Raw genomic sequence first — 22,875 nt, 5'->3', positions numbered from 1 at the left:
TCAATTCACCTCCGCCGTCACCGAGATGCGCGGATCGAGCAGCGAATACAGAATGTCGACGACCAGATTGATCAGCATATAGATCGCCCCGACGGTCAGCAGATAGGCAATGACGACCGGACGATCGAGCGCATTGATCGAATCGATCAGCAGCTTGCCCATGCCCGGCCACGCGAACACGGTTTCCGTGACGATCGAAAAAGCGATCAATCCGCCCAGGTTGATACCAATCACCGTCACGAGCGGAATCATGATGTTCTTCAGGATATGCACACCGACGATGCGTGATGAACTCAGCCCTTTGGCCCGCGCGAATTTTACGTAGTCGGTCAACGCGGTTTCCCGCGTCGACGAATACGCGAGCCGGATGATCAGCGCGATATTGAAGAGTGCGAGATTGAACGCCGGCAACAGCAGGTGCTTCCAGCCGTCGAGCGTCAGAAAGCTCACCTGCATGCCGAGCCATGACGTCGTGGTACCGCGTCCGCCTGAAGGCAACCAGCCAAGCAGCACCGAGCAGACGAGAATCAGGATCAGGCCGACCCAGAATGTCGGCAGACTGAAACCTATCGTCGACGACGCGGTAATGATGCGCGAGGAGAGTTTTTCAGGGCGCAATCCTGCATACATGCCAAGCGGAATACCAATGACGATTGCCATCAGCATGGCGATCATCGACAACTCGAGCGTTGCGGGCATCCGCGAGACGATCATCTGCGCAACCGGTGCGCCCGTCAGAAACGACGTGCCGAAGTCACCGCGCAACGAGTGTGTGAGGAAATGCCAGTACTGGAGCCACCACGGCTGATCCAGTCCGAGCGAGGCAATGATGCGTGTGCGCATCTCGGGTGTGGCGCTGTCGGGGACCATTAGCGCAATCGGATCGCCCACTACGTAGACGCCGGCAAACACGAGCAGCGACATCGCCCAAAGCGCAAGGACGCTCTGGAACAGTCTCCGCAGAATAAACTCAAGCATGGATTGTCTCGCTCCAACGGGGGAATGACTTCAAGCGACAGGACTTGTGTTTGCCTGCTTGTGGCCACGGATGCTGCGGGCAGTCCGTGGCCGGGCTTTGTCTCGAAAGTATAATATAGTTTAATTTAGGTGAGTTTCTATCTCACGCGCTGACCACCACCAGTTCACGTAACGCCGTAAAGAACCTTTCGTTTTCCTGCGGCAATCCGACCGTGATGCGCAGCCACTCGCCAAGCCCGTAGTCCACGACCTTGCGGACGATGATGCCGCGCCTGAGCAGCGCATCGAACAGTTCGACCGAATTACCTACCTTGATAACGACGAAATTACCCTGGCTTTTCACATACGGGAGCCGGAGCGCGTCGCAGACTTCGTAGAACCGCTCGATTCCTTCACGATTCAGCCGATACGATTCGTTCAGATAGTCGTCGTCGTTCAGCGCGGCGATAGCGGCTGCCTGCGCCAGCGAATTGACATTGAACGTCTGCCGCACACGATTCAGAAGATCGGTGACGTAAGGCGTAGCGATTGCAAAACCGACCCGCAGACCGGCCAGCCCGAACGCCTTCGAGAAGGTTCGCGATACAACAAGATTCGGATAGCGCCGTACGAGTTCGGTACTGTCGTAACGATGGTGCGGTTCAAGATACTCGTTATAGGCCTCGTCGAGCAGCACAACGACATTAGCCGGGATGCGGTCGAGAAACGAAGTTAGTTCGTCGACGCTGAAGAACGTTCCGGTCGGGTTGTTCGGATTCGCGAGGTACACCACGCGCGTCGCAGCGTTGACCGCTAGCGCCATGGCGTCGAGATCGTGGCCGTAGTCTTTGGCGGGCACGGCGACCATCCGCGCGCCTGTTGCCTTGACCGCGTTCTGCCACGCCATAAATGCATATTGCGACGACACGGCATTGCAATCGCTATCCGGTTGCGCGGCCTGCAGGAATGCACGTGCAACGAGTTCGAGAATATCGCTCGAGCCGTTGCCAAGGGTGATCCAGTTGCGCTCGACGTTGTACTTCTGACCCAGCGCCACTTTCAGCGCATGGCCGTTCGGATCGGGATAGCGCGCACCGCTGTTGACGATCGCGTCGATTGCCGCGCGTGCCTTCGGCGGCATGCCGAGCGGATTTTCATTCGATGCGAGCTTGATGATGCTGGCTTCCGGCAGCCCGTACTCGCGCGCCGTTTCTTCGATGGGTTTGCCTGCCTGATAGGGCTTCAACGAGCCGATGTAGGCCGGAGCGACAGGACGCAATTCGTTTGTCATGGGAACACCTTTGCTGAGTTCGATAGTGGAATGAGGATGAGTGGCGCGCCGCCGGCGCACCATTCGCAGCCGCTGGGCTATTACAGGAACTTCGTCGGCCAGATCATCGCGCGCCAGATATGCGCTGACGGACTGCCGTCGAAACCGAGTCCTTCCTTCGGCTGCCGGAAATTGCGTCCGATGATGTCGACGAAATCGTCGAGGCTCACTACCGCATTCGGATCGAACGAATAGATGTCGTGCAGCGTGATCGAGCGGCTCGACATGTACCACTTGTGATTACGCGCGTACTCGTAGTCACGCTGGATATACGGCTCCGGCTCGTAGTCCTTGCCGAAATAGCGCAGATACGCGTCCGGATACCCGTAACCCACCGACTCATCCGCAAAAAACCGCAGTGCCTGGTGATACTGGATGGCCCAGCTAACCTCTTCGTCCACGTACGGCGCGATCATCTGCGCGCCCCAGTAGCCATGATCGCCACGAATGAAACCGGCCACGCTGATGTCATGCAACAGGCAGGCCAGCACGATCTTCTCGTTCTGCCCGGCCTTCAGTGCGTGCGTCGCGCTTTGCAGTACGTGATTGGCCGGCCCGAAGCGGTACTTGAAGAAGTCGATCAAGGTGGGCTTCGACGGCATCTTCTGCAGACGCGGATCGTCGCCCATCATGAAGTGTCCCGTGCCTGGCGGCGGTGGAATGGCCTGCGTGGGGTCGCGGTCGCCTGACGTGTAGATCACCGATTTCACCACGCGCCGGTCCAGCTCCGCGATCATCTTGTGTTCAAGCGCATCGGCGCGCTCGGAAAGCGTAGGCTCGTGGCCGCCCGCGGTTTGATTGCTCATTACGATTGCTCCTCTGTCTCTTCTGTCTCTTCGGTGTCGAATCGCGCGTCTAGCGATTCCATCCGTAAATATCGAGCGTCAATTCGCCTGCGGCGATGCGCGCAAGTATTTCCGCTTCCTTGTCCTCGCGTTCGCGCGCGGCAAGCAACGTCGTGCGGACCGATTCCTGGGCGAGCACCACCACGCCGTCCGCGTCGCCCACCACCAGGTCGCCCGGCCGCACGGCGACATCGCCGATACGCAGCGGATGATTGATCCAGCCGCGCGCCGCGAAATCCTTGGTCGTGCCGCGAATGCACAAGCCGCGCGAAAACACCGGGAAGCCGATACGCGCGAGCAGTTCGGCATCACGAACGCAACCGTCGATGACGAGGCCCGCCACACCGCGCTCTTTGGCTGCCGTCGACATGACTTCACCCCAGTAGCCGGCTTCGTAGTAGTCGCTCGTGTACACCACCAGCACGTCACCCGGCTGCGCGACGACCAGCGCGCGATGCAACCAGAGATTGTCGCCAGGCGGCGAATGCACGGTAACCGCCGGGCCGCAGACACGGAATGCCGGACTGACCGGCTTGATCGCCGACGGCAGCGCGCCCAGTTTGTTGGCCGCCTCGAGCAGGGTCGCGGCCGGAAAGGCGCGGGCCGCCTCGATCACTTCAGCGGCCGGCCGCTCGATCGAAGCGGTGACCAGCGGCGAATCGATGAAAGGGTACGACATGGTGTCTCCTGATGGATATTCTGATGGCTCGCGTGGCGTAGCGTGGCGCCGTGAGAGCCGGCGCTCAGGCGCTTACTTTGCTCTGCAGCGCGTGATAGCGATGCTGCTGGCGCGCCTCGTCGAGTCGCATGCCTTGCCGCGCCGCCTCGCGAATCGCGTGCTCCGCTGCGTGGATCTCTTCGGCTGCGGCCAGCACGCGGTCTTCGTGAGCGCGCGGAATCACGATTACGCCATCCGCGTCGCCGACCAGCAGGTCGCCCGGCAACACACGCGCGTTGCCGATATTGACCGGCACCTGCGTACTTTCGACTTGCACACGGTCTTTGCCGGTCCGCATCCAGTGTCCCTTGCTGAACACAGGGTAACCCAGCGACAGGCACAGGCTCACATCGCGGCAGATACCATCAATGACGGTGCCGGCGATTTTCCGCCGATGCGCGATTTCCGTGAGAATGTCGCCCCACACCGTGCAGTCTTCACGCCCTGCGTTATCCAGCACGATCACGCCGCCTTCCGGGACGTCGTCGATATAGTCGCCGACGGTGCCGGGCGGTGTTGTCGGCGGTCCGTAGAGAATCGTGAACGCACGGCCGCACAGCCGGAAACTCGCATCACGCGGCTTGATCCCGGTACATTGACCGACAATGCCGAGGCGATCCAGCGCATCGCTCAATGTCGCGGTATCGAGGCGCTGTGCGCGCTGCGCATTCGTGTCGTTCGCCTTGTTCGTGTCGCTCATTTTTATCCCCTGTCCTGCAGCATATATTCGTAGTCCGCACCCATCACTTGCGCAATGGGCACACCATTCAGCAGTTTTTTCGCCATCGCCGCTTCCTTGCCGGCGATCTGCTCGGCAGCGGCCAGCACGCGCTCGATGTCCGCGGCGGCAATGAAGATCACCGCGCTGTTGTCGGCGATCACGTAGTCGCCCGGATTGACGCGAACCTGTGCAACCGTGATCGGCACATTGGTGCCGGCTTCGGCGACGCGATTGCGCGCGGTGAACGCCGTCAATGCCCGCGCGAAAACCGGAAAATCGTATTGCCGCGCTTCATCGATATCGCGCACGGGGCCGTCCGCAATCACGCCCTCAATTCCGCGCAATGACGCGCCGAGCGAGAGAATGCCGCCCCAACTGCCCGCGTCGAGCCCCGTGTGCTGTTCGACCACGATGACATCGCCGGTGCCGGCGGATTCGACGGCCGTCGTGCCGAGATGACGCGGCACACCGGTATGAGCGGCGGCGCTCACCTGCGCGGCCTCCACCAGCTTCACGGTCACGACCTTGCCGGCAATGCGGCGCGAGGTCGAACGTTGTGGCAAGCCGGTAACGGTGCCGGTCAGACCGAGCTTGTCGAGTGCATCCGATACTGCGCAACAGTCGAGCCGCTGCAGGCGTCGAGTGGTGTCATCTGCTTTTTTCATGCGTGTCTGCTCCGTTCCTCATATTCGTTTTTTGCCGCTATCGCCACCGTTGCTGCTGTTGCAGCTCATTCCCAGCAGGCAAACGCCATCCCTGAACCCGTCCCGGCTTCCGAGCGATAACAGGCGATGTAGTCGATCAGCTTCATCTTCAGCGACGCACTCGCGGCAAGGCCGACAAGCGGCAGCCAGCTCTTGATCTCCGACGTATTGCCGTTGAAATACGACTCCGGAATATCGCGCAGCGTGGCCTCGTCGCGTTCGGCAAGCGCAGTCAGCACGCGCTCGTCGAGCGCTTCGTCAACCACGAAGTGACTCATGCCGCCAGAGGCGACCACCACCACGCGCAGCTCGGCTGGCAAGCGCCGGATCGCCGCGCCGAGCGCGTGACCGAGCGCCAGGCAGCGCGCCACGCGCGGCTGATTCGGCGCCACGCCGACGTTCAGAAACACCGGCACCGACGGCGGCGGCGCATCGCGCATTACGCGTCGATAGACGAAACCGAACGCGTGCGGAATGCCGTGCTGGCGATCCTCACCCTTGGGCAAGCGGTTCGAAACGGCGATATCGAAATCGTCATCGACTAGCGACTGCACCAGCTTCAGCGCGTGATCCGGCGCACCAGGATAAACCGCCCCTTCCGGCGGACAGTGCCCGTCCTCAGCCTCGGCGACTCCCGGCGGCAGACGCCGGCGCTGTTCGTCAGACAGCGGCAGATTCTCGATCTGTTCACCACCGAATATCGTGATTGCCGGCGTCAGATCGTCCTTGAACACCTCGCGCTGATCGTTGCCGAGCACGATGACGAGATCGGGTTTCATCGCGTGGAAGCGTTCGGCAAGCGTATCGAGTGCTCGCTGGCAAGCTGCATAGCGTTCCTGCTTTGATGCATCGGTGACCGCCGCTGCAAAGCCCGGTGCGCGCGCTTCCAGCAGCGCCGCGTAGTCGTACGAGCGCCCCTGAAACCAGTGTGATGGATTTTTCAGGTCCGCGCCGGCCCGCAAGTGCCAGAGATCAGGCGGCATCGACAGCAAGGGACCGTGCGATGTGGCGATTGCGCCGATCATCGTTGCCATGCCATGCTCCCGTTGAATGTGTTTTTCATGGCCGATGGGTTCAACGTGCTGCGGCTGTGCCAGCTGGCTGGTCGAGCCGGAACACCTTGCGCGCATTGCCTTCGAAAATCATCCGTTTCTCCTCACCGCTGAGCCATTCGAAGCTTTCAATGACCGGGCGAATGTCATCCAGCCAACGGCCCGTCTGCGGGTCCTTCACCGTGCCGACACCCGGCCGCTCCGCACCGAAGATGCAGCGATCCGCGCCGACCGTCTTGATGAGCAAACGCAGCGCCTCTTCCGAATACAGCACCGTGTCGTAGTAGAGACGGCGCAAGCTGTCGAGAAACGGTTCGCTTGCGCGTCCCGGCCGCAGCGACGGCGCCTGGAAGCGGCCGAACTGATACGGCACCGCGCCGCCGCCATGCGAGACGACGATCTTCAACTGCGGAAAATCCTTGAACACGCGCGAACGGGCGAGCGCCATTACCGCAATCGTCTCTTCGTTGATGAAGTGCAGCGAATAGTTGTGCCGTTCCGAACGGCATCCCGCCGAATGCAGGTACGCGGGCACATCGAGTTCGACGAGCTTCTCATACAGTGGATACCAGTATTCGTTGCCGAGGTCGGGCACCTCATTGGTTGCCAGCCCTTCGCTCGGATCGGTATTCAGCAGTACGCCGACGAGACCGAGTTCCTTGATGCAACGTTCCAGTTCCGGCAGACATCCGCTGACCGGCTCGCCCCACGCCTGCGGCAACCCACCGACACCACGAAACGTCTGCGGCATGAGCCGCGCCTGTTGCGCGATCATGTCGTTGGTTTCCTCGGTGAACCAGTGGACGATCTTCGTGGGCTTTTCGCTATGCATCATCTGATACGGACGCGGCGAGATCAATTGCAGGTCCGTGCCGATGTCACGCAACTGCTCGACGTGCGATTTGGTGCCGAATGTCGGTGCATTGAGCACCGCAAGCATTTCGTCGTCACTGATCTGCGCAGTGCCACGGCCATGCGCGCCGCGATGGGAAACAAGACCGGACTTCCAGACGTAGAGAGAATCCGGCGCGGTAACGTGCGCGTGCGCATCGATGATCATGAATGTCTCCATTAAATAGTGTGAGTTCAGGCCCGGATCGCTTCCGGATCGGGCTGGATGTATACCGCTGGCGTCTTCGGAATGAAGCTCGTGCGAACGATCTGGATCCGCTCCTGCATCAGGCGGCGAGCCAATTCCACTTCGCCGCGGCACACTGCGTCGAATAAACGTCGATGCGAAGCGATCACGCGATTCGCTATGTCCGCACTCGTATAGGTGGCGAGCAAAGGCGTCAGCACAAAACGCAGCGCCTTGAATTGGGCGAGCAGGACCCGATTGCCTGAAGCTTCAACGAGTGCTTCATGAAAGCGCAACGACGCATCAGTGAACGTATCGAGATGCTTGCGTGCGTCTTCCACGCCATGCAACGCGTCACGCAGCGACGTACGGTGCGCCACCGTCAGGTTCTCTGCCGCTTTCTCCGCTGCCAGCACCTCGATCGCCATTTGCGCATCGAACACTTCGCGCGCTCCAGCGCCAATGAGGCTCAGCTGTATCGACAACGCGTCGGCAAAGCGCTCCAGGTTCGCACCGGCAATCCACACGCCGCCTTTCGCACCCATGCGGATTTCGACGATGCCGACCGCTTCCAGCGTTCTCAGCGCATCACGGGCGGCAGTACGGCTAACGTTGAATTGCTGCGCAAGCGACGCCTCACTACCGAGAAAGTCACCCGCCCTCACCTGCTTCGAAAACAGCGCGGCGCGCACTTGAGACGCCACGCGCCATGAAAGCTTTTCCGTTTGCACGGACTCCCAGACTGTCGAAGTCCGAGCGTGTCTGGCACCGTGCGGGATATTTTCTTTCATTAGTTATACGAATCGTATTGGCTAGTCCATAAGCAGACTTCGAACGGCACTCAAAGGCTTCACTGCTTCTGGGGATCTCTGTTAACTATAATATATATAACTTATCTGAGATTAGCCAGCGGCGATCGACGTTTCAATCGCCGCTTCCGCAGGACGCTCAGGACACGGCTTGTTGAACGAACTTCGTGACCAGGTACGCCTGCAAGCCCTCAATGCCGTTTTCAGAGCCAATGCCGCTCTCCTTGACGCCGCCGAAAGGCACTTCAGGCCCTGACACCAGCATGCTATTGATGCCGATCATGCCGGCCTCGAGGCCATTAGACAGTTGCAACGCGCGCCGGTCCGAGCCGGTGAACGCATAGGCCGCAAGTCCATATTTCAATCGATTGGCACGCTCGAGCACTTCTTCGACGGTCTTGAATGAACTGAAAGGCACCACTGGACCGAACGGTTCTTCATTCATGATCCGCGCCGCTTCGGGCACATCGGCCAGCACGGTCGGCGCGTAGAAGAAGCCGGGGCGATTCAGGCGCTGCCCGCCGAGCAACAAGCGCGCGCCGTGCGACACCGCGTCCTTGACGAACTCGTCTGCCGCGGCGAGCCGGCGTGCGTTGGCAACCGGACTCGCCTGTGTGTCGGGCTCGAAGGCCCCGCCGACCTTCAGCTTCGCGGCCACTTCGACGAACCTGTCAATGAAGGCGCCATACACGCCCTCCTGAATGTAGAAGCGCGTCGGCGAAATGCAGGCTTGCCCGGCCTGGCGAAACTTGGCACTGGCGGTCATCGTGGCAATACGCGCCACGTCGACGTCGTCACAGACGATCATTGGGGCATGACCACCCAGTTCCATCACCAGCTTCTTCAGACCGTGCGTTGCAGCCAGGCCCGCGAGATGCTTGCCGACGGGAATCGACCCGGTGAATGCAACTGCCTTGATGACGTCCGACGCGATCAGATATTCCGATACCTTTGCCGGCACGCCGAACACCAGATTCAGCACACCGGGCGGCAAACCCGCATCCTGAAAGCATTGCACCATCGCTGTGGTGGATCCGGGCGTTTCTTCGGCGGCCTTCAGAATCACCGAGCAACCTGCGGCGAGCGCGGCCGCCACGGTGCGCGCGGGAATCCGCACGGGAAAATTCCACGGTGTGAACGCCGCTACCGGTCCAACCGGCACTTTCAGCACGAGCTGACGCGAATTCGGCAGTGGACCAGGCACCACGCGCCCGTAGGCTCGACGCCCCTCTTCCGCAAACCATTTGACGATATCGGCTGAACTGTGTGCTTCCTGCAGGCCGTCGGCCAGCATCTTGCCGTGCTCGAAACTCATCAGCGTGCCGATTTCGTCGGCGCGTTCGTGCATCAGCGAAGCGGCTTTGTCGATGATGGCAGCCCGCTCGGACGCGCTCATGCGTGACCATGTCGCGAATCCGGTCGCAGCCGCGGCGAGTGCGTCGTCAAGGTCGGATTGCGTGGCAAGCGGCAAGTGCGCGAGCACCGTTTCGTCAGCAGGATTGATGACGGGCCGGGTGTCGCGCCCCCCGGTACGCCACTCCCCGTTGATGAACAGGCCGAGTTGAATGTCGTAACTTCTGGTATGCATCTACGTCTCCGATATCTGATATCCGGTCGGCGCGCAGCGCCGCCGTGTGCTGTTTTCGCACCGTTACTGTAGCGCGGACGTCAGGGCTCCATGCCCATTGCATCGAGAAAAGCCTTCCTGACATGCTCCGGCTGCCCCGCCTGAAAGCGGAAATCCTGCAGATGGTGCTTCCACAAAGGATGATTCGCGATCTCCGCGCGTGTCATGCCCTCAACGAACGTAGCGCGTGCGGCAATCGGCAATTGCACGCATTCATTGAGCTTCGGATCGCGGATGATGCCTTTCGGTTCACCGCCGTTCGCAACCACTTCCAGTTCCTCGAAGAAGCGCCGGCGCAGCATGACGATGCCGCGATCGCTGCTGCCCAGATTCTCCTTCGTGCGATCAGCCACCACGCCCTGCCCCGCCCACGCGACAAAATCCTGGTTCATTACATGGCTCGTGATCCAACGGCCGGTCTGCGGATCGGTCACCGGCCCGTGCCACGTCGGCACGCTCTTTTGTTCGTACGGCTCGCTTTCCTTCGGCACGCGGGTGAAAGCCCACGTCACGCTCAATGTGCGCGAATCGTCGACCGGCACGCGCCACTCGAAATGTTCGCCGAGAAAGAACGCATTCGGCCACAGGCACACACGGCCGATCGACCAGAGCGGATCGTTTTCGTCCGCATCGCCGCGCAGGCGCTTGTAGATGAAACCGTAGTCGAATTCGTCGAAATCGAGCTGTTTATGAGCGGGTGAGTACGGGCCCGTCTGTCCATTCAGGCGTGCGGTCCAGTTGTTGTGCATCCATTCGAAGTGGATGGGATCGATCGAGTTCTCCTGGCATTGCAGCCAGTTGCACGGCACCTCGGAGATCACGATTTGCACGAAGCCGTTCTTCCAGGAGAACGGCTCCCAGTTCGGTACGAGCGGCGCAGGTTGCGGCCCAAGGTATGCCCACAGAAGACCCGCCCTCTCCTCTACCGGATACGCCTTGATCTTCACGCGCTCTTTCAGCTTCAACTGCGGATTCGCAACGTCTTCATAGGGCTGCTCCGTGCATTTTCCGCCCTGATCATAGAGCCAGCCATGATAGTTGCAGCGCAGTCCGCACTTTTCGACGAAACCATAGGCGAGATCGGCGCGGCGATGCGGACACTGGCGATCGATCAGTCCGAAATTGCCGCTCAGGTCCTTGTACAACACGAGATCTTCACCGAGCAAACGCACCGGTTTGACGGCTACTTCGTCGAATTCGCTCACACCGGCAATCGGCATCCAGTAACGGCGCAGTAGTTCGCCCATCGGCTCGCCCGGCCCAACCTTCGTCAAGAGTTCGTTCTTTGCTTGGGACAGCATTCTTCAAGTCTCCATTGTTATCGCTCGGCCGATGCGTCGGACACACAAACGCTTCGGCAGCCTCGGCCGGCTGTCATTCCTGACGCCTTCTTCATCGGTCTAATGATAATACACATTAGATATTATAGACGTATTCATCCGCTCGATCGACTTCCGCCTCATGCTTGTCGATGTTGTTTCGATAATATATATTACACATCGAAGCGTGCGCAACAGAATTTGCGTCTGCGCGGTGAGACAACTCTGAACGAGTCAACATGAAGAAGACTATGGATACGCTACAGGTGCAACTTCGCGCGATCAGATACGAGGCGCCCACCATCAATACGTATGAGTTTCACGCACCTGATGGCTCGCCGCTGCCGGGCTTCACGGCCGGCGCTCACATCGATCTCCATTTGCCCAACGGCATGATCCGTAGCTATTCGCTTTGCAATTCCCCGAAGGACACGCACCGCTATGTGATCGGCGTGAATCGCGATCCGTCGAGTCGGGGCGGCTCATCCTGGATGCACGAGACGCTGCGCGTCGGCGCCGTGCTGACGATCGGCGCGCCCGCCAATAATTTCCCGCTGGTCGAGGAGGCTGCGCATACGGTGCTCATCGCGGGGGGAATCGGCATCACGCCGCTCATGGGCATGATCCATCGTCTGGAAGCGCTGGAGCGGTCGTGGGAGCTGCACTATTGCACGCGAACCCGCGAGGCCACCGCATTCGCCGATGCGTTGCGTCAATACGGATCGCGTGTACAGTTTCATCACGACGGCGAACCAGGCGGAAAGCGGCTCGAATTCGCCACGGTATTAACGCAGCAAGACGACCGCACGCATTTCTATTGCTGCGGCCCGACGGCCATGCTGAATGCGTTCGAAGCAACGGCTGCGAGCTGTGGCAGCGGCACACGTTGTCATGTCGAGTACTTCGCCGCGGGCGAGGCGCCCGCAACGTCCGGCGGCTTTAACGTGCAACTCGCACGCTCAGGCCGCCTGATTCAGGTAAGCGCCGGCAAGACGATTCTCGATACGCTGATCGACGAAGGGATCGATGTCAGTTACTCATGCTCACAGGGTGTGTGCGGCACTTGCGAAACGCGTGTGCTCGCAGGCGTGCCGGACCATCGCGACATGGTGCTGACAAAGGGCGAACAGGAGGCAAACCAGTCAATGATGATTTGCTGCTCGGGCAGCAAAAGCGAGTGTCTGGTGCTCGATTTGTGATCGTCGGATAGTCCGAGCACACATGCGAATTGTATAACCGTATGATTATTCAACGGCTATGCTAACATCGCGATCAGTCTTTCGGGGTCGCACCACGCTTGTCGTGCGGGCGGCCTCGGCTCACCCGTTGCAACGCTCAGGTCCGGAGATCCGAATTGAAAAAAGGTACTGTCGAAACTATGCCGCTGTGGGAACCGGTGCAGACGGAAACCTTATCCTGGCGCATCGTTTCACAAGTGCGCGCCGCCGTCTTTTCCGGTCAGATCAAGACGGGGGATTTCCTCGGCAGTGAAACGTCGCTGTCCGCCCAATTCAATGTGAGCCGCATGGCCGCTCGCGACGCATTGCGCACGCTCGAAGCAGTCGGCATCGTGGAGATCCGCATGGGCGCAAAAGGTGGCGCATGGATTGCGGAGGGCAATCCGGAGCGCTTCGCGGACGCGCTGGCCATTCAATTGCATCTGATCGGTGTCACCGGCGAGGAAATCTTCGACGCGCAAATGGCGATTGAAGTCACGTCAGCAGAACTTGCGGCGCAAAACGCCACCGAGGAAGACCTCAAGAAGCTGAGCGGAATCCTGGCCGAACTCGACAAACTGCGCGACGACCCGCTTGCGTTCACGGATGCCTCGCTACGCTTTCATGAAGCGATTGTGGAGTCGTCGCACAACCGGGTTCTGCTCGCGCAATTCCGTGCGCTGCGTTTTGTGTTGCAGCCACTACTCGCGCCGAACACCACGCACGCAATCGCCGCACGCGTGATCCGCTCGCACAAGTCGGTGCTGAATGCGATCGAAGCGCGAGACGGCGTCAAGGCACGCGAAATCATGCAGCAACGGGTGAAAGTGATCCGTGCGCGTGTATTGTCAGGCACCGCCGCTCAACACGCTGCAGACGACGAATAAGTTCCGTCCGTCACCTGCCAGCAATATGGCGATGTCATGATGCTGCTTCGTCCCCGCCCTTGCGGCTCGAGAAATTGCAGCCGGATGCGCTGCAGTCCGACACCATCCGGGCGGGTACGACTTCGGTCAAACCTTGCATCGAATCACGATGCCGGGTTTAGCCCTTCGCGGGGCGCCCCGTCTTCACCGTCTCGAGCGACGACACGGCAGCAAGCAGGCGCTGCGGCGCTGCTGATTCCAGCATCAGCAACCCGGCTCGCAGCAACTCGCTCTTCTTGACCGACACGCCGGCTTCGAGGCACTTCTGCTTGAGCGACGCAATCCTGTCGTAATCCGATTTCGGCATCGTGAAGCTGTCGCGCACAACTTTCTCTTTTTTCGGCTGCCTGGCTTTCCTGGCTTCAGGAGCGCTGACAGGCGCGGCTTCGGCAGTGGCCGAACGCTTCGGTTTAGCCGCCTTCCTGGCGGCGGGCGGCGCGTCCGCTGCTGCCGAACTCTTTGCTTTGGCCGTTTTCTTAACAACAGGCGCAGCTTCCACCGGTGCCGCACGCTTGGCTTTGACGGCCTTCTTGACCGCAGACGCGGCTTCGGCGGTTGCCGGGCGCTTCGCTTTGGCTACTTTCTTGACGGCCGGCGCCGCTTCTGCCGCCGCTTCTGCCGTCGGTTCCGGCGCGGCTACCGGCTCTGCGCCATCCGCCGCGTGCTTGCCCGAACTCTTGGGGACATTGAATGCTTTCTTGGCGTGCTCTGTGGTGACGGGTGCCGACATGGTTACCTCCGTAGTTATAATGGTATAAACAGTATATACCGTTTATTCGCATATCGGAGCGGACGGCTCAACGCCTTTCCAGTCACGCATTACCGGTTGGAACGATGCCCGCTTCCTCGACCATCAGGATCACCGTCTTCTCCGGCGCACGAGGGCGATGCAGCAAACCTTTACGCACCACAAACGCTTGTCCCGGCCGCAGATCGACGACCCGGTCCTCAAGGTCGATCAGGAAGTGTCCGCTGACGACGTAGAAGAACTCGTCCTCGGCATCATGCTTGTGCCAATGATATTCACCTTGCACAACGCCCAGGCGGACCACCGACTGGTTCACCTGGCACAGGGTCTGGTTATACCAGGGGTGGCTGTTTGCCTCGACGAGGGCTGGAACGTCGATGACTTCGCCGACGGCGTGCAGAATATCGAGGCATGTCAAATACGGAAAGGCTTCAGTGCTCACAGTGATCTCCAGAGGGTCACGAGGGTTGGAACGTGTGAGCAACTCTAGGCCGTAGCAGCGCCACCGGTCTTGCACCGAAGCGTCAATCTTTGGAACAGGAACGATCTTCACGCAACTGCGCGCGGTATGCGGCCGGCGTCAATCCCATCTTGCGCCGAAAGACGCGCGTGAAGTGGCTTTGGTCCGCAAAACCGGCTTCCTCCGCGATGGCTGCCAGCGACTTGCGTCCGCTAGCCAGCTGCGCGCACGCCGAATTGATCCGCAGCTGGCGCACATACTCCCCGACCGTAACGCCGAAATGCTTGCGGAATTCACGTGCGAGGTGGTCCGCGGAAACGTGGCTGTCGGCAGCGATTTCATCCAGCGTCAGCGCCTCGTTAAAGCGCTCAAGCAGTAATGCTTCCACGCGAGCCAGCCAGCGGCGCGAACCTGCCAGCGTGGCAGCGCCCCCGACCGAGCGCTCGCAGGCTGCGAGAAGCTCGAGTATCAGTCCTTCGACCGCCAATGGCGTAGCCGAATCCTGCTCACGGCATTCACGGACCAGACGCTGCATGAACGACACCGGCGCACCGCCGGCAAAGTCGTCCGGATTATCGAGAACCCGGGCCCGGCCACCCAGCCTTTGCAGCCATAGCGACGAAAATTCGACGTGGAGTGCCCTGCCGTCAGCCCCATACCAGCAATTGGCATGCGGCATGCCGGCGGGGAAAAGTGTCAGCTGCATGGGTCCTTCGTTGCCACGGCGAGTAGCCCAGGAACGCGTACCGCGGCCTTCCAGCACGAAACAAAAAAAGGGATTGATGTGTTCGTGCTGGGGAATGATCAGATCGGTCGCGAAATGGGTTTCCGCGATCTGTATGCCGTCGCCACCGTATAGCTGGGTGGTAGCGCCAAAATAGTCGCCCGGTTCAAGTACCCTCAGCATGGGACTGCTCCCGATAAAACGTTGTGGTCGTCCTTACTCGTGCTTGCTCGTTCTTATGTTACCCGTGTTACCCGCTCACCTTGAGAACGACACAACCAGTGAGATTCCTCGACATGCCATTAGCGGCATGTCGCCCCCTGAGCGGCCTTTCGATCGGAGGGGCGTGTTAAGGTCGCAGGCAGGCGTCACAACATCGAGGAACACGATGGCAGCAGATCAACAAATCACACTACGGCTTACGATTGGAGAACCTGTGCCTGGGGTGGCGTATTCATTGCAAAACAAGAAGGGCGAGCCCGTAGGCGCGGTCATAGCAGAAGACCAGCCGCTGTCGTTCGATGTGCGAGTGGATGTCGCGCCCGGCCCTCGCTTTCTGGACGACCTGGTGCGCCGCGAGGGGCCCACGCGGCGCTTCGTCTACATTGCCATCGGCGAACAAGCCGGCGACTCCTCTTCCCCGTGGAATCGGCGCGCCAAGATCGATATCCACGATCTCCCGGCCGAGCTGCTGGAGAAAGCGCTTGCTGGCAGTGTGCTGGAGGCCCTCCTCCCGGCCAGGGCCGCGGACGGTGGCCCCGCCTGTGCGAGCGTACGTCCGCTGGCGCCCTGGAAGGTGGCCGAATAGCCGAACAGCAGCCACAGGGACGCAAACGACAGGCGAGAGAGGACGCTCGACAGCGGCTACCTCGACGCGCCTGCTGTCGTAGCCGAAGCAGCTTTCTTGCGATCCGTATTTAAGCCGTCATCCGTCAAGGCCTGCACCCCCGTCTCCAGAGCCGGATCGCGTCCCCGCTCGATATCACCGCGCGCGAACACCGGAATCCTGACATCGGGCGGCACCCCGACGAGGTCATAGGCCTGATCGTCCTCGGTCAGATAGATTTCGTTCGGTACACCGAACGTCCAGCCGTTCGGCAGAATACGAGTCAGGACATCGGAAAACACGCCCTGAGTGTTCTCGCCGACGAAAACGGTTCTGCGGTAACGTCCCTGCAACGCCATAGCGAACGTTTCCGCCGCGCTGACGCTCTCGTGGCCGATCAGCAGTGCCACCGGGCCGTAAAAGCCCGGACGCCGCGACGCCTTGACCATGATTCGTTGCGGACGACTGAACCGCGACGGCCGTTTGGGATCGATGCGATAGATCTTCGAGTAGGCCAGATACGGAAGCCGCGTCAAGCGCCCGGCGAGGATCGTGCCGAATTCGTCTGCCCCGCCACCGTTCAGGCGAACGTCGATGACCAACCCTTTCATATCCCGCGTCTGCCTGAAAATAGTATCCAGCGCAGTTTTCAGCACGTCGATCTGCTTGTCGAAGCTGGCATCGTCCGCATAGCCCTCGAACGAGCGGACGCGCAGATAGCCCACCTTGTCCGGCAACACCCCGAAACCGATCTGTTCATTGCAATACCAGGCACGCGGCGTGACGAGGTAACGCTGGTCGATGATCGCATGCGCCCGCAGCCGCGCATCCTTGCTGATCGCCGCGGGCGGCCGCCAGCCGTCGAACGACTTGCCCAACGCAGTCGTGAAGATGCTCGAATAGTTCGGGATCCTTTGTGTCATCGCGGATTGCAGCGCGATGCCTCGCCACGACAGCGTCCGAGTCCATGTGGCGCAGCTTGAAGAATGCGTACTGCTCACGGAACGTATTCGCAAAGATGTCGAAGTTGGCGAGCGGGGTACTGGCAGGCTTGCCGGCACACCCGGCGGGTAGCCTGCCGTGCTTCAGACCTAAGTCGGCGGCCCACAGAAACCAGTAGGTCCATCCTGTGATGAAACCGGCCAGCGGTCCCAGATAGAAAGGACACTTCCCGGCAGGCGAGTCCGGCCATGATGGTGTCGAGTGCACCGCGCGCCGCGACGGGATGTCCGGCCCGGGCACTGAGTTGCAGACAGTTCGCGTGCTCGGGTTCGCAGACGATCAGCTTCGGCACAGCGGCGCCGAACCGCTCCCAGAAGAACGAACAGAGCGCTGCGGCGAGACCGCCGACGCCGCCCTGCACGAAGACGTGAGTCGGCAACACACCCGGCGGCAGTTGCTCGCACACTTCGTCCGCGATGAGCGCATAGCCTTGCATCACCTGCCGTGGTGCGTCGCGGCTGGCATCGCTCGACGTATCGGCCACGACATGCCAGCCGAGCCGTCCGGCCACTTCCGATGTGCGGTCCGCACAGCGTCGTCGTAGTTGCCTTCGACCACGCGCACTTCCGCGCCGTATGCCGCGATGGCCTCGCGGCGAGCTTCGCTTACGCCGGCGTGGACGAAGATCACGCAGCGACAGCCGAACGTCTGAGCGCCCCAGGCCACCGATTTCCCGTGGTTGCCGTCCGTCGCGCAGCTCACCGTGACGCGCGACACCACCCGTTCGCACCCATGCGAACCTCATACCTCACCTGTACCGGACACCATCCCAAAAACCGTACAGGTACTGTACCGGCATGCTTCGTTAGAATGCTCTTACGGTTTTACTGATCGCCACCGGAGCCACCCATGTCTTACCTCAGCCTCAGCGCGCTGCCCGCCGGCATCCTGTTCGCGCTCGTCACCACCATCACGCCCGGTCCGAACAACACCATGTTGCTGGCCTCGGGCGTCAACTTCGGCTTTCGCCGCACGCTGCCGCATCTTTCCGGCATCAGTGCCGGGGTCGTGTTGTTGATGCTGTCGGTCGGAATTGGTCTGGGCGAAGCCTTCGTGCACTTTCCCGTGCTGTACACGGTGCTCGAAGTCGCGAGCGTCGCGTACCTGCTGTATCTCGCGTGGAAAATCGGCACGTCGGGCGAACTGAAGGTCAAGAAAGGCAATCGCCGGCCCATGAAGTTTCATGAAGCGATCGCCTTCCAGTGGGTCAATCCGAAAGCGTGGATGATGGTGCTGACCGCCGCCACGACGATCCACCTGAGCGAGAGCAGCAGCATGAACGCCATCGCGATGGCGGTGATCTTCTACGTGATCGGGTTTCCGTGCATCTGCCTGTGGGCCGGATTCGGCACCGCGATGCGGCGTGTGCTGTCGGACCCGAAACGGCTGCGCATTTTTAATGTGGGGATGGCGCTGCTGCTGGTGCTCTCGCTGTATCCGATCGCGCTGAAGCTGATCGGCCAGGCTGCTTAAGATTGAGCGCAGCCGCTAGATCGCACCCTGCCCGACTCGCTCGATAAAGCGCCACAGCGCGTCGTCAGTCGAGTACGGCGCGTTGAAACGGAACCAGGCACTCGGCGCATCGTCGGGACGGAAATAGGAGCCAGGCGCGAGCCAGATGCCGTGCGTGAGCGCCGCTGTCGCCACTTCACCGGCGCGCTCCGCTTCGATCGGCAGCCGCGCCCACAGAAACAGGCCGGCTCGCGGCCGGTGAAACAGTTCGAGGCCGAGCGAGTCGAGCCGCTCTTCGACGGTCGCATGCGCGAGCTTGAGCCGCTCGTTGACGGCTTCCACGTGACGCGCATAGCGCCCTTCGAGCAACACCTTGTCGACGATCCGCTCGATCGCTTCCGACGACGTCAAGCCCACCGCCATCTTCGTGCGCGCCAGTTCGCGCAACACCGCCCGCTCGGCGACCACATAGCCGCAGCGCAGGCCCGGCGTTACCGTCTTCGAAAAACCGCCCACGTAGAGCACGCGCTGCAAGCCTTCCATGGCGGCGAACAAAGGTGCACCAGGCGGCGCCAGTTCCCGGCTGACATCGTCTTCGATCACCCACATGCGCTGACGCTCGGCGATCTGCAACAGACGAAAGGCCGCCGACATGCCGAAGGTCGCGCCGGTCGGATTCTGCAGCGTGGTGTTGACGAAAATCGCCTTCGGCTTGTGCTGCGCGACCAGCGCTTCGAGCACGTCGGTATCGACACCGGCCGGCGTGCGCGGCACGCCATGCACCACCAGCCCCGCCAGCTTGAGAATCTGCAGCAGATTGCAATAGCCGGGATCTTCGACGATCACGGCGTCGCCCGCGCGCAGCAGCGTGCGGACGATCAGATCCAGCCCTTGGGTCGCGCCCTGCGTGAGCAGCACGTTGGAGACGTCGACCGGCAAACCGCGCCGGTCGAGTTGCTCGGCGATCCGCTCACGCAGCGGCGCGAAGCCGTACGGATGCCCGTAGTCGCCGAGACGCGCGGCTGGCACCCGGCTCATCGCACGCAGCGCGTGCTGCAAACCCGTCTCGTTGATCCACTCATTCGGCAGCCAGCCGCCACCCGCCTTGATCGGCACCGAATGGTCGGCGAACACGTCGGACAACAGCCAGGTCGCGGTCAGGCTCGGCGGTTGCCAGTCGGTCGGGGCGACCCGCGCGGACTGCGCGCGCACCGCCACGCGATAGCCGGATCCGCGTCGCGCCACCACGAGACCCATCGAAACAAGACGGTTGTACGCCTCGGTGACCGTGAAGGTGCTCAGTTCGTGGCTTTGCGCTAGCGCCCGCACCGACGGCAGTAGCGCGCCGGCGCGCAGCGACTGCGCCTCGATGGCGCGCTCGAAGCCTTGCACGACCTGCTCGACGAGCGTCGGTGCGGCGCGTCGGTCGCGCTCAAGTTGTAGTTCGATCATGGTCTGCGCTGAAAGGCCGATCGGGCCGGCCGGCTAAATTGCCAAATGGACGGAGAGACGGCGAGGCAGGCGCCAGGCAAAGTGCCGAATTGCATCACCCCGCGATCGACACAGTTATCGCCATTCCACCAACACAGTTAGCGCCACACTGCGTCAACTGTTTATGCCGCCATTAAACCGCGGGCGCTACAGTTTCGCAACGCCCCGAAGGAAGCCCTTGGGGGACCACTTCGAGGAGAAAACCATGACTTCGCGCCCCGTCATCGACGACCTGTCGTCTTTCTGGATGCCCTTCACCGCCAACCGCCAGTTCAAGGCCGCGCCGCGCCTGCTGGAATCGGCCAAGGGTATGTACTACCGCACGACGGACGGGCGTGAAGTGCTCGACGGCTGCGCGGGCCTCTGGTGCGTGAACGCCGGCCACGGCCGCGACGAAATCGTTGCCGCGATCACCCAGCAACTCTCGACGCTCGATTTCGCGCCGACCTTCCAGATGGGCCATCCGTTGGCATTCGAAGCGGCGACGAAAGTCGCCGAACTGATGCCGGACGGCCTGGACCGTATCTTCTTCACGAATTCGGGCTCGGAATCGGTCGATACCGCCCTGAAAATCGCGCTGGCGTACCACCGTTCGCGCGGCGAAGGCCAGCGCACGCGTCTGATCGGCCGCGAGCGCGGTTATCACGGCGTGGGCTTCGGCGGCATTTCGGTCGGCGGCATTGCACCTAACCGCAAGACATTTTCCGGCGCACTGCTGCCGGCGGTCGATCACCTGCCGCACACGCATAATCTCGAACACAACGCGTTTTCGAAAGGCCAGCCCGCCTGGGGCGCACATCTCGCCGACGAACTCGAGCGCATCGTCACGCTGCACGATGCCTCGACGATCGCGGCGGTAATCGTCGAACCGGTGGCCGGTTCGACGGGCGTGCTGATTCCGCCGCAAGGCTACCTGCAAAAGCTGCGCGAGATTTGCACGAAGCACGGCATCCTGCTGATTTTCGACGAAGTGATTACCGCTTTCGGCCGCATCGGCAAGGCGACGGCGAGCGAATACTTCGGCGTGACGCCGGACCTCATCACGATGGCCAAGGCGATCAACAACGCCTCGATCCCGATGGGCGCGGTGGCCGCGAGCCGCACGATCCACGACACGATCGTCAACGGCGGCGCACAGGGCGCGATCGAACTGTTCCACGGTTATACGTATTCGGCCCACCCGGCCGCAGCGGCTGCCGCGGTCGCGACGCTCGACCTGTATCGCCGCGAAGGCCTGTTCGAGCGCGCGGCGACGATGGCGCCGAAGTTCGAAGCCGCCGCTCACTCGCTGCGCGGTGCGAAGCACGTGAAGGACGTTCGCAACCTTGGCATGATTGCGGGCGTCGAGCTCGAGTCGCGCGACGGCGCGCCGGGCGCGCGTGCTTACGAAGCGTTCGTGAAGTGCTTCGAGGCAGGCGTGCTGGTGCGCTTTACCGGCGACATCCTCGCGTTCTCGCCGCCGCTCATCATCGACGAAGAGCAGATCGCCCACATCTTCAAGACGGTTGGCGACGTGCTGGCGACGGTGCAGTAAGACTGCTGGCGAGATGCGGCGCGCATGGGTCGCGCGCCGCATTGCCGGCGGTGCGCCTCGCGAACGCTAGCGTTAGTGATGCGCACGCGAAGCTCTTGTATGCGCGGCCTTCTTCGCTGCGGCCGAGCGGCCTGCCGCACCCTTCGTCGCGGCGGCTTTTTTCGCGGCTGCGGAGCGGCTAGCTGCCGGACGTTTGGCTGCTGCCGACTTGGTCTGCTTCGACAAAGCCTTGTGCGACGCACCGGCACTGCCTTCACGCTTCAATGCGCTGGTTGCGGCACGTGAGCGTCTGGCAGTCGACTCGCTGCTTGCACTTTTCTTCGCTGTGCTCTTGTGCTGGCCTGCGGCATTGTCCTTGTCCGCTTTCTTCCGGGTGGCCTCGCTCGTCGCCCCCTTCTTCGGCGACTTTACGGCGACCCCTGCGCGACGCGCTTCCGACAGGCCGATTGCAATCGCCTGCTTGGCCGACCTCACGCCATGTTTGCCGGCGCGCACCTTATCGACCTGTTCCTTGACGAATTCCCCGGCCTGAGTGCTCGACGACTTGCCGGCACGTTTGTCGGCTTGGGCACGCTTGATGGTTTTCTGTTCGGGCATGACGGTCCTCCAGTTAGCTGTTAGCTTTATGAATGCAGCAACGCGTGTGCCGGGGTTGTTCGCGGCGCGGGCGGATGCGGCTGGAAAGGCCGTCTGATGGGGATGTTGGCGCTTTTGGTGCGGCGTGGGTGTTTGCGAAGGGCACTGCCGGTGGTGTGGCGAAACTTCAGGGCAGCTCCACGCGGCGCACCGAAAGCTCAGGAAAATTGGCTGACAAGGCTCGCGCCCGGCAGCTGGACGGCGTATGGTGACAGTTAGGGTTGGCGCCGTGGTCCGACCTGACGGGAGACGTCCATGAAGATACCTACCGTTCGCGCAGGTGCGCATATCGAAGGCGTGCATTGGATTGCCGAGTACGCCGAAGACGTTCACGAGATTCGTGTGTTCCGCGAAGGCCAGGAAGTGGATGTGCATAATGCGCCGTCCACGTTGTTTGGCGATGAGGAAAATTCAGGATCGAAGAGTACGGCTGACCATCGGGCGGTTGAAGCCGCCGTGCTGGCTTATTTGAGGCGGTTTGTGATTGAGCATGATGCGGAGGAGTAGGGGGTTTTTGCCTGTGCGGCGGTTTTTTCTGTATTTTTTTCTGTATGACTGTGGCGGTGGGGTTTGATTGATTGGGTTTGCCTGCGCGGCGCTTGGTCGACTGTATGCCTGCGGCGTTGGGCTTTCCTTGATCTGGCTTTTTGGTCCTTCCTTGATCTGGCTTTTTGGCCTTTTCTTGAATTGCTATTGGTC

General features: G+C 61.3%; 25 protein-coding genes. 6 read left to right on the top strand and 19 right to left on the bottom strand.

Going from position 1 to position 22,875, the window contains the following annotated elements; genetic code table 11:
• The 11 genes from PQQ52_RS13595 to PQQ52_RS13545 form a co-directional block, all read right to left on the bottom strand.
• A complete protein-coding gene (locus PQQ52_RS13595; protein ID WP_408211702.1) occupies positions 1-978 on the bottom strand; it encodes an ABC transporter permease in 978 nt (325 codons plus the stop codon).
• 142 nt (positions 979-1,120) lie between these two features.
• Positions 1,121-2,248: a histidinol-phosphate transaminase gene (hisC, locus tag PQQ52_RS13590; protein ID WP_408211699.1), complete on the bottom strand. Its 1,128-nt coding sequence runs from the start codon at positions 2,246-2,248 to the stop codon at positions 1,121-1,123.
• An 80-nt stretch (positions 2,249-2,328) separates the two neighbouring features.
• Positions 2,329-3,093: an HD domain-containing protein gene (locus tag PQQ52_RS13585; protein ID WP_408211696.1), complete on the bottom strand. Its 765-nt coding sequence runs from the start codon at positions 3,091-3,093 to the stop codon at positions 2,329-2,331.
• Positions 3,094-3,142: 49 nt separating this feature from the next.
• The gene (locus PQQ52_RS13580) at positions 3,143-3,811 is read right to left on the bottom strand and encodes a 4-carboxy-4-hydroxy-2-oxoadipate aldolase/oxaloacetate decarboxylase (protein ID WP_408211693.1); all 669 of its coding nucleotides are present in this window, start codon (positions 3,809-3,811) and stop codon (positions 3,143-3,145) included.
• A gap of 64 nt (positions 3,812-3,875) precedes the next feature.
• Positions 3,876-4,550, bottom strand: a complete 675-nt coding sequence (locus tag PQQ52_RS13575) for an RraA family protein (protein WP_408211690.1) — start codon at positions 4,548-4,550, stop codon at positions 3,876-3,878.
• Between the two features lie 2 nt (positions 4,551-4,552).
• Complete coding sequence (locus tag PQQ52_RS13570; RefSeq protein WP_408211688.1) at positions 4,553-5,236, bottom strand: RraA family protein; 684 nt, start codon at positions 5,234-5,236, stop codon at positions 4,553-4,555.
• Between the two features lie 65 nt (positions 5,237-5,301).
• Positions 5,302-6,309 carry a DODA-type extradiol aromatic ring-opening family dioxygenase gene (locus PQQ52_RS13565; RefSeq protein ID WP_408211686.1) on the bottom strand — a complete coding sequence of 336 codons (1,008 nt, stop codon included), beginning with the start codon at positions 6,307-6,309 and terminating at the stop codon, positions 5,302-5,304.
• A gap of 40 nt (positions 6,310-6,349) precedes the next feature.
• Positions 6,350-7,387 carry an amidohydrolase family protein gene (locus tag PQQ52_RS13560; RefSeq protein WP_408211683.1) on the bottom strand — a complete coding sequence of 346 codons (1,038 nt, stop codon included), beginning with the start codon at positions 7,385-7,387 and terminating at the stop codon, positions 6,350-6,352.
• A gap of 26 nt (positions 7,388-7,413) precedes the next feature.
• Positions 7,414-8,109, bottom strand: a complete 696-nt coding sequence (locus PQQ52_RS13555; protein WP_408211681.1) for a FadR/GntR family transcriptional regulator — start codon at positions 8,107-8,109, stop codon at positions 7,414-7,416.
• Positions 8,110-8,353: 244 nt separating this feature from the next.
• Complete coding sequence (locus PQQ52_RS13550; RefSeq protein WP_408211679.1) at positions 8,354-9,802, bottom strand: NAD-dependent succinate-semialdehyde dehydrogenase; 1,449 nt, start codon at positions 9,800-9,802, stop codon at positions 8,354-8,356.
• 80 nt (positions 9,803-9,882) lie between these two features.
• Positions 9,883-11,142, bottom strand: a complete 1,260-nt coding sequence (locus tag PQQ52_RS13545) for a Rieske 2Fe-2S domain-containing protein (RefSeq protein ID WP_408211676.1) — start codon at positions 11,140-11,142, stop codon at positions 9,883-9,885.
• A gap of 257 nt (positions 11,143-11,399) precedes the next feature.
• On the opposite strand from PQQ52_RS13545, the gene PQQ52_RS13540 reads away from it, so the two are divergent.
• The gene (locus PQQ52_RS13540) at positions 11,400-12,359 is read left to right on the top strand and encodes a PDR/VanB family oxidoreductase (RefSeq protein ID WP_408211673.1); all 960 of its coding nucleotides are present in this window, start codon (positions 11,400-11,402) and stop codon (positions 12,357-12,359) included.
• Positions 12,360-12,514: 155 nt separating this feature from the next.
• The gene (locus PQQ52_RS13535) at positions 12,515-13,264 is read left to right on the top strand and encodes a FadR/GntR family transcriptional regulator (RefSeq protein ID WP_408211670.1); all 750 of its coding nucleotides are present in this window, start codon (positions 12,515-12,517) and stop codon (positions 13,262-13,264) included.
• A gap of 157 nt (positions 13,265-13,421) precedes the next feature.
• Here the strand turns inward: PQQ52_RS13535 and PQQ52_RS13530 are convergent, their stop codons facing one another.
• From PQQ52_RS13530 to PQQ52_RS13520, 3 genes are all read right to left on the bottom strand, one after another.
• On the bottom strand, positions 13,422-14,033 hold the full coding sequence (locus PQQ52_RS13530; protein WP_408211667.1) for a hypothetical protein: 612 nt from the start codon (positions 14,031-14,033) through the stop codon (positions 13,422-13,424).
• Between the two features lie 82 nt (positions 14,034-14,115).
• Positions 14,116-14,493 (bottom strand): cupin domain-containing protein, encoded by a 378-nt coding sequence (locus tag PQQ52_RS13525; RefSeq protein WP_408211664.1) that lies wholly within the window; start codon positions 14,491-14,493, stop codon positions 14,116-14,118.
• An 82-nt stretch (positions 14,494-14,575) separates the two neighbouring features.
• Positions 14,576-15,418 carry a helix-turn-helix domain-containing protein gene (locus tag PQQ52_RS13520; RefSeq protein WP_408211662.1) on the bottom strand — a complete coding sequence of 281 codons (843 nt, stop codon included), beginning with the start codon at positions 15,416-15,418 and terminating at the stop codon, positions 14,576-14,578.
• On the opposite strand from PQQ52_RS13520, the gene PQQ52_RS13515 reads away from it, so the two are divergent.
• Positions 15,417-16,043 (top strand): DUF5990 family protein, encoded by a 627-nt coding sequence (locus tag PQQ52_RS13515; RefSeq protein WP_408211659.1) that lies wholly within the window; start codon positions 15,417-15,419, stop codon positions 16,041-16,043. The genes PQQ52_RS13520 and PQQ52_RS13515 overlap by 2 nt on opposite strands.
• 56 nt (positions 16,044-16,099) lie before the next feature.
• On the opposite strand, the gene PQQ52_RS13510 is transcribed toward PQQ52_RS13515, so the two are convergent.
• The 3 genes from PQQ52_RS13510 to PQQ52_RS13500 all read right to left on the bottom strand — a co-directional run bounded on the left by PQQ52_RS13510 (position 16,100) and on the right by PQQ52_RS13500 (position 17,729).
• A complete protein-coding gene (locus tag PQQ52_RS13510) occupies positions 16,100-16,984 on the bottom strand; it encodes a S41 family peptidase (RefSeq protein WP_408211656.1) in 885 nt (294 codons plus the stop codon).
• A 74-nt stretch (positions 16,985-17,058) separates the two neighbouring features.
• Positions 17,059-17,574 (bottom strand): pyridoxal-phosphate dependent enzyme, encoded by a 516-nt coding sequence (locus PQQ52_RS13505; protein ID WP_408211653.1) that lies wholly within the window; start codon positions 17,572-17,574, stop codon positions 17,059-17,061.
• Positions 17,499-17,729, bottom strand: a complete 231-nt coding sequence (locus PQQ52_RS13500) for a pyridoxal-phosphate dependent enzyme (protein WP_408211650.1) — start codon at positions 17,727-17,729, stop codon at positions 17,499-17,501. The genes PQQ52_RS13505 and PQQ52_RS13500 overlap by 76 nt, the downstream gene beginning before the upstream one ends.
• Positions 17,730-17,912: 183 nt before the next feature.
• Between PQQ52_RS13500 and PQQ52_RS13495 the strand changes: the two genes are divergently transcribed.
• Positions 17,913-18,536 carry a LysE family translocator gene (locus tag PQQ52_RS13495; protein ID WP_408211647.1) on the top strand — a complete coding sequence of 208 codons (624 nt, stop codon included), beginning with the start codon at positions 17,913-17,915 and terminating at the stop codon, positions 18,534-18,536.
• A 15-nt stretch (positions 18,537-18,551) separates the two neighbouring features.
• Here the strand turns inward: PQQ52_RS13495 and PQQ52_RS13490 are convergent, their stop codons facing one another.
• Positions 18,552-19,967: an aminotransferase-like domain-containing protein gene (locus tag PQQ52_RS13490; protein ID WP_408211644.1), complete on the bottom strand. Its 1,416-nt coding sequence runs from the start codon at positions 19,965-19,967 to the stop codon at positions 18,552-18,554.
• Positions 19,968-20,211: 244 nt separating this feature from the next.
• On the opposite strand from PQQ52_RS13490, the gene aptA reads away from it, so the two are divergent.
• Entirely contained in the window at positions 20,212-21,540 is a 1,329-nt protein-coding gene (gene aptA, locus PQQ52_RS13485) for an omega-aminotransferase AptA (protein ID WP_408211641.1), read from the top strand.
• A 72-nt stretch (positions 21,541-21,612) separates the two neighbouring features.
• Here the strand turns inward: aptA and PQQ52_RS13480 are convergent, their stop codons facing one another.
• Positions 21,613-22,137: a DUF6496 domain-containing protein gene (locus tag PQQ52_RS13480; RefSeq protein ID WP_408211639.1), complete on the bottom strand. Its 525-nt coding sequence runs from the start codon at positions 22,135-22,137 to the stop codon at positions 21,613-21,615.
• A gap of 294 nt (positions 22,138-22,431) precedes the next feature.
• Here PQQ52_RS13480 and PQQ52_RS13475 point away from each other — a divergent pair, with 294 nt between their 5' ends.
• Positions 22,432-22,683: a hypothetical protein gene (locus PQQ52_RS13475; RefSeq protein WP_115776711.1), complete on the top strand. Its 252-nt coding sequence runs from the start codon at positions 22,432-22,434 to the stop codon at positions 22,681-22,683.
• Positions 22,684-22,875 lie beyond the last annotated feature (192 nt).

The sequence above is a fragment of the Paraburkholderia sediminicola genome (genome assembly GCF_046030555.1).
In the GTDB taxonomy this organism is placed as follows: domain Bacteria; phylum Pseudomonadota; class Gammaproteobacteria; order Burkholderiales; family Burkholderiaceae; genus Paraburkholderia; species Paraburkholderia sediminicola_E.
Note: the sequence above shows the minus strand (reverse complement) of the source record. Positions and strands in the feature narration are given on the sequence as shown.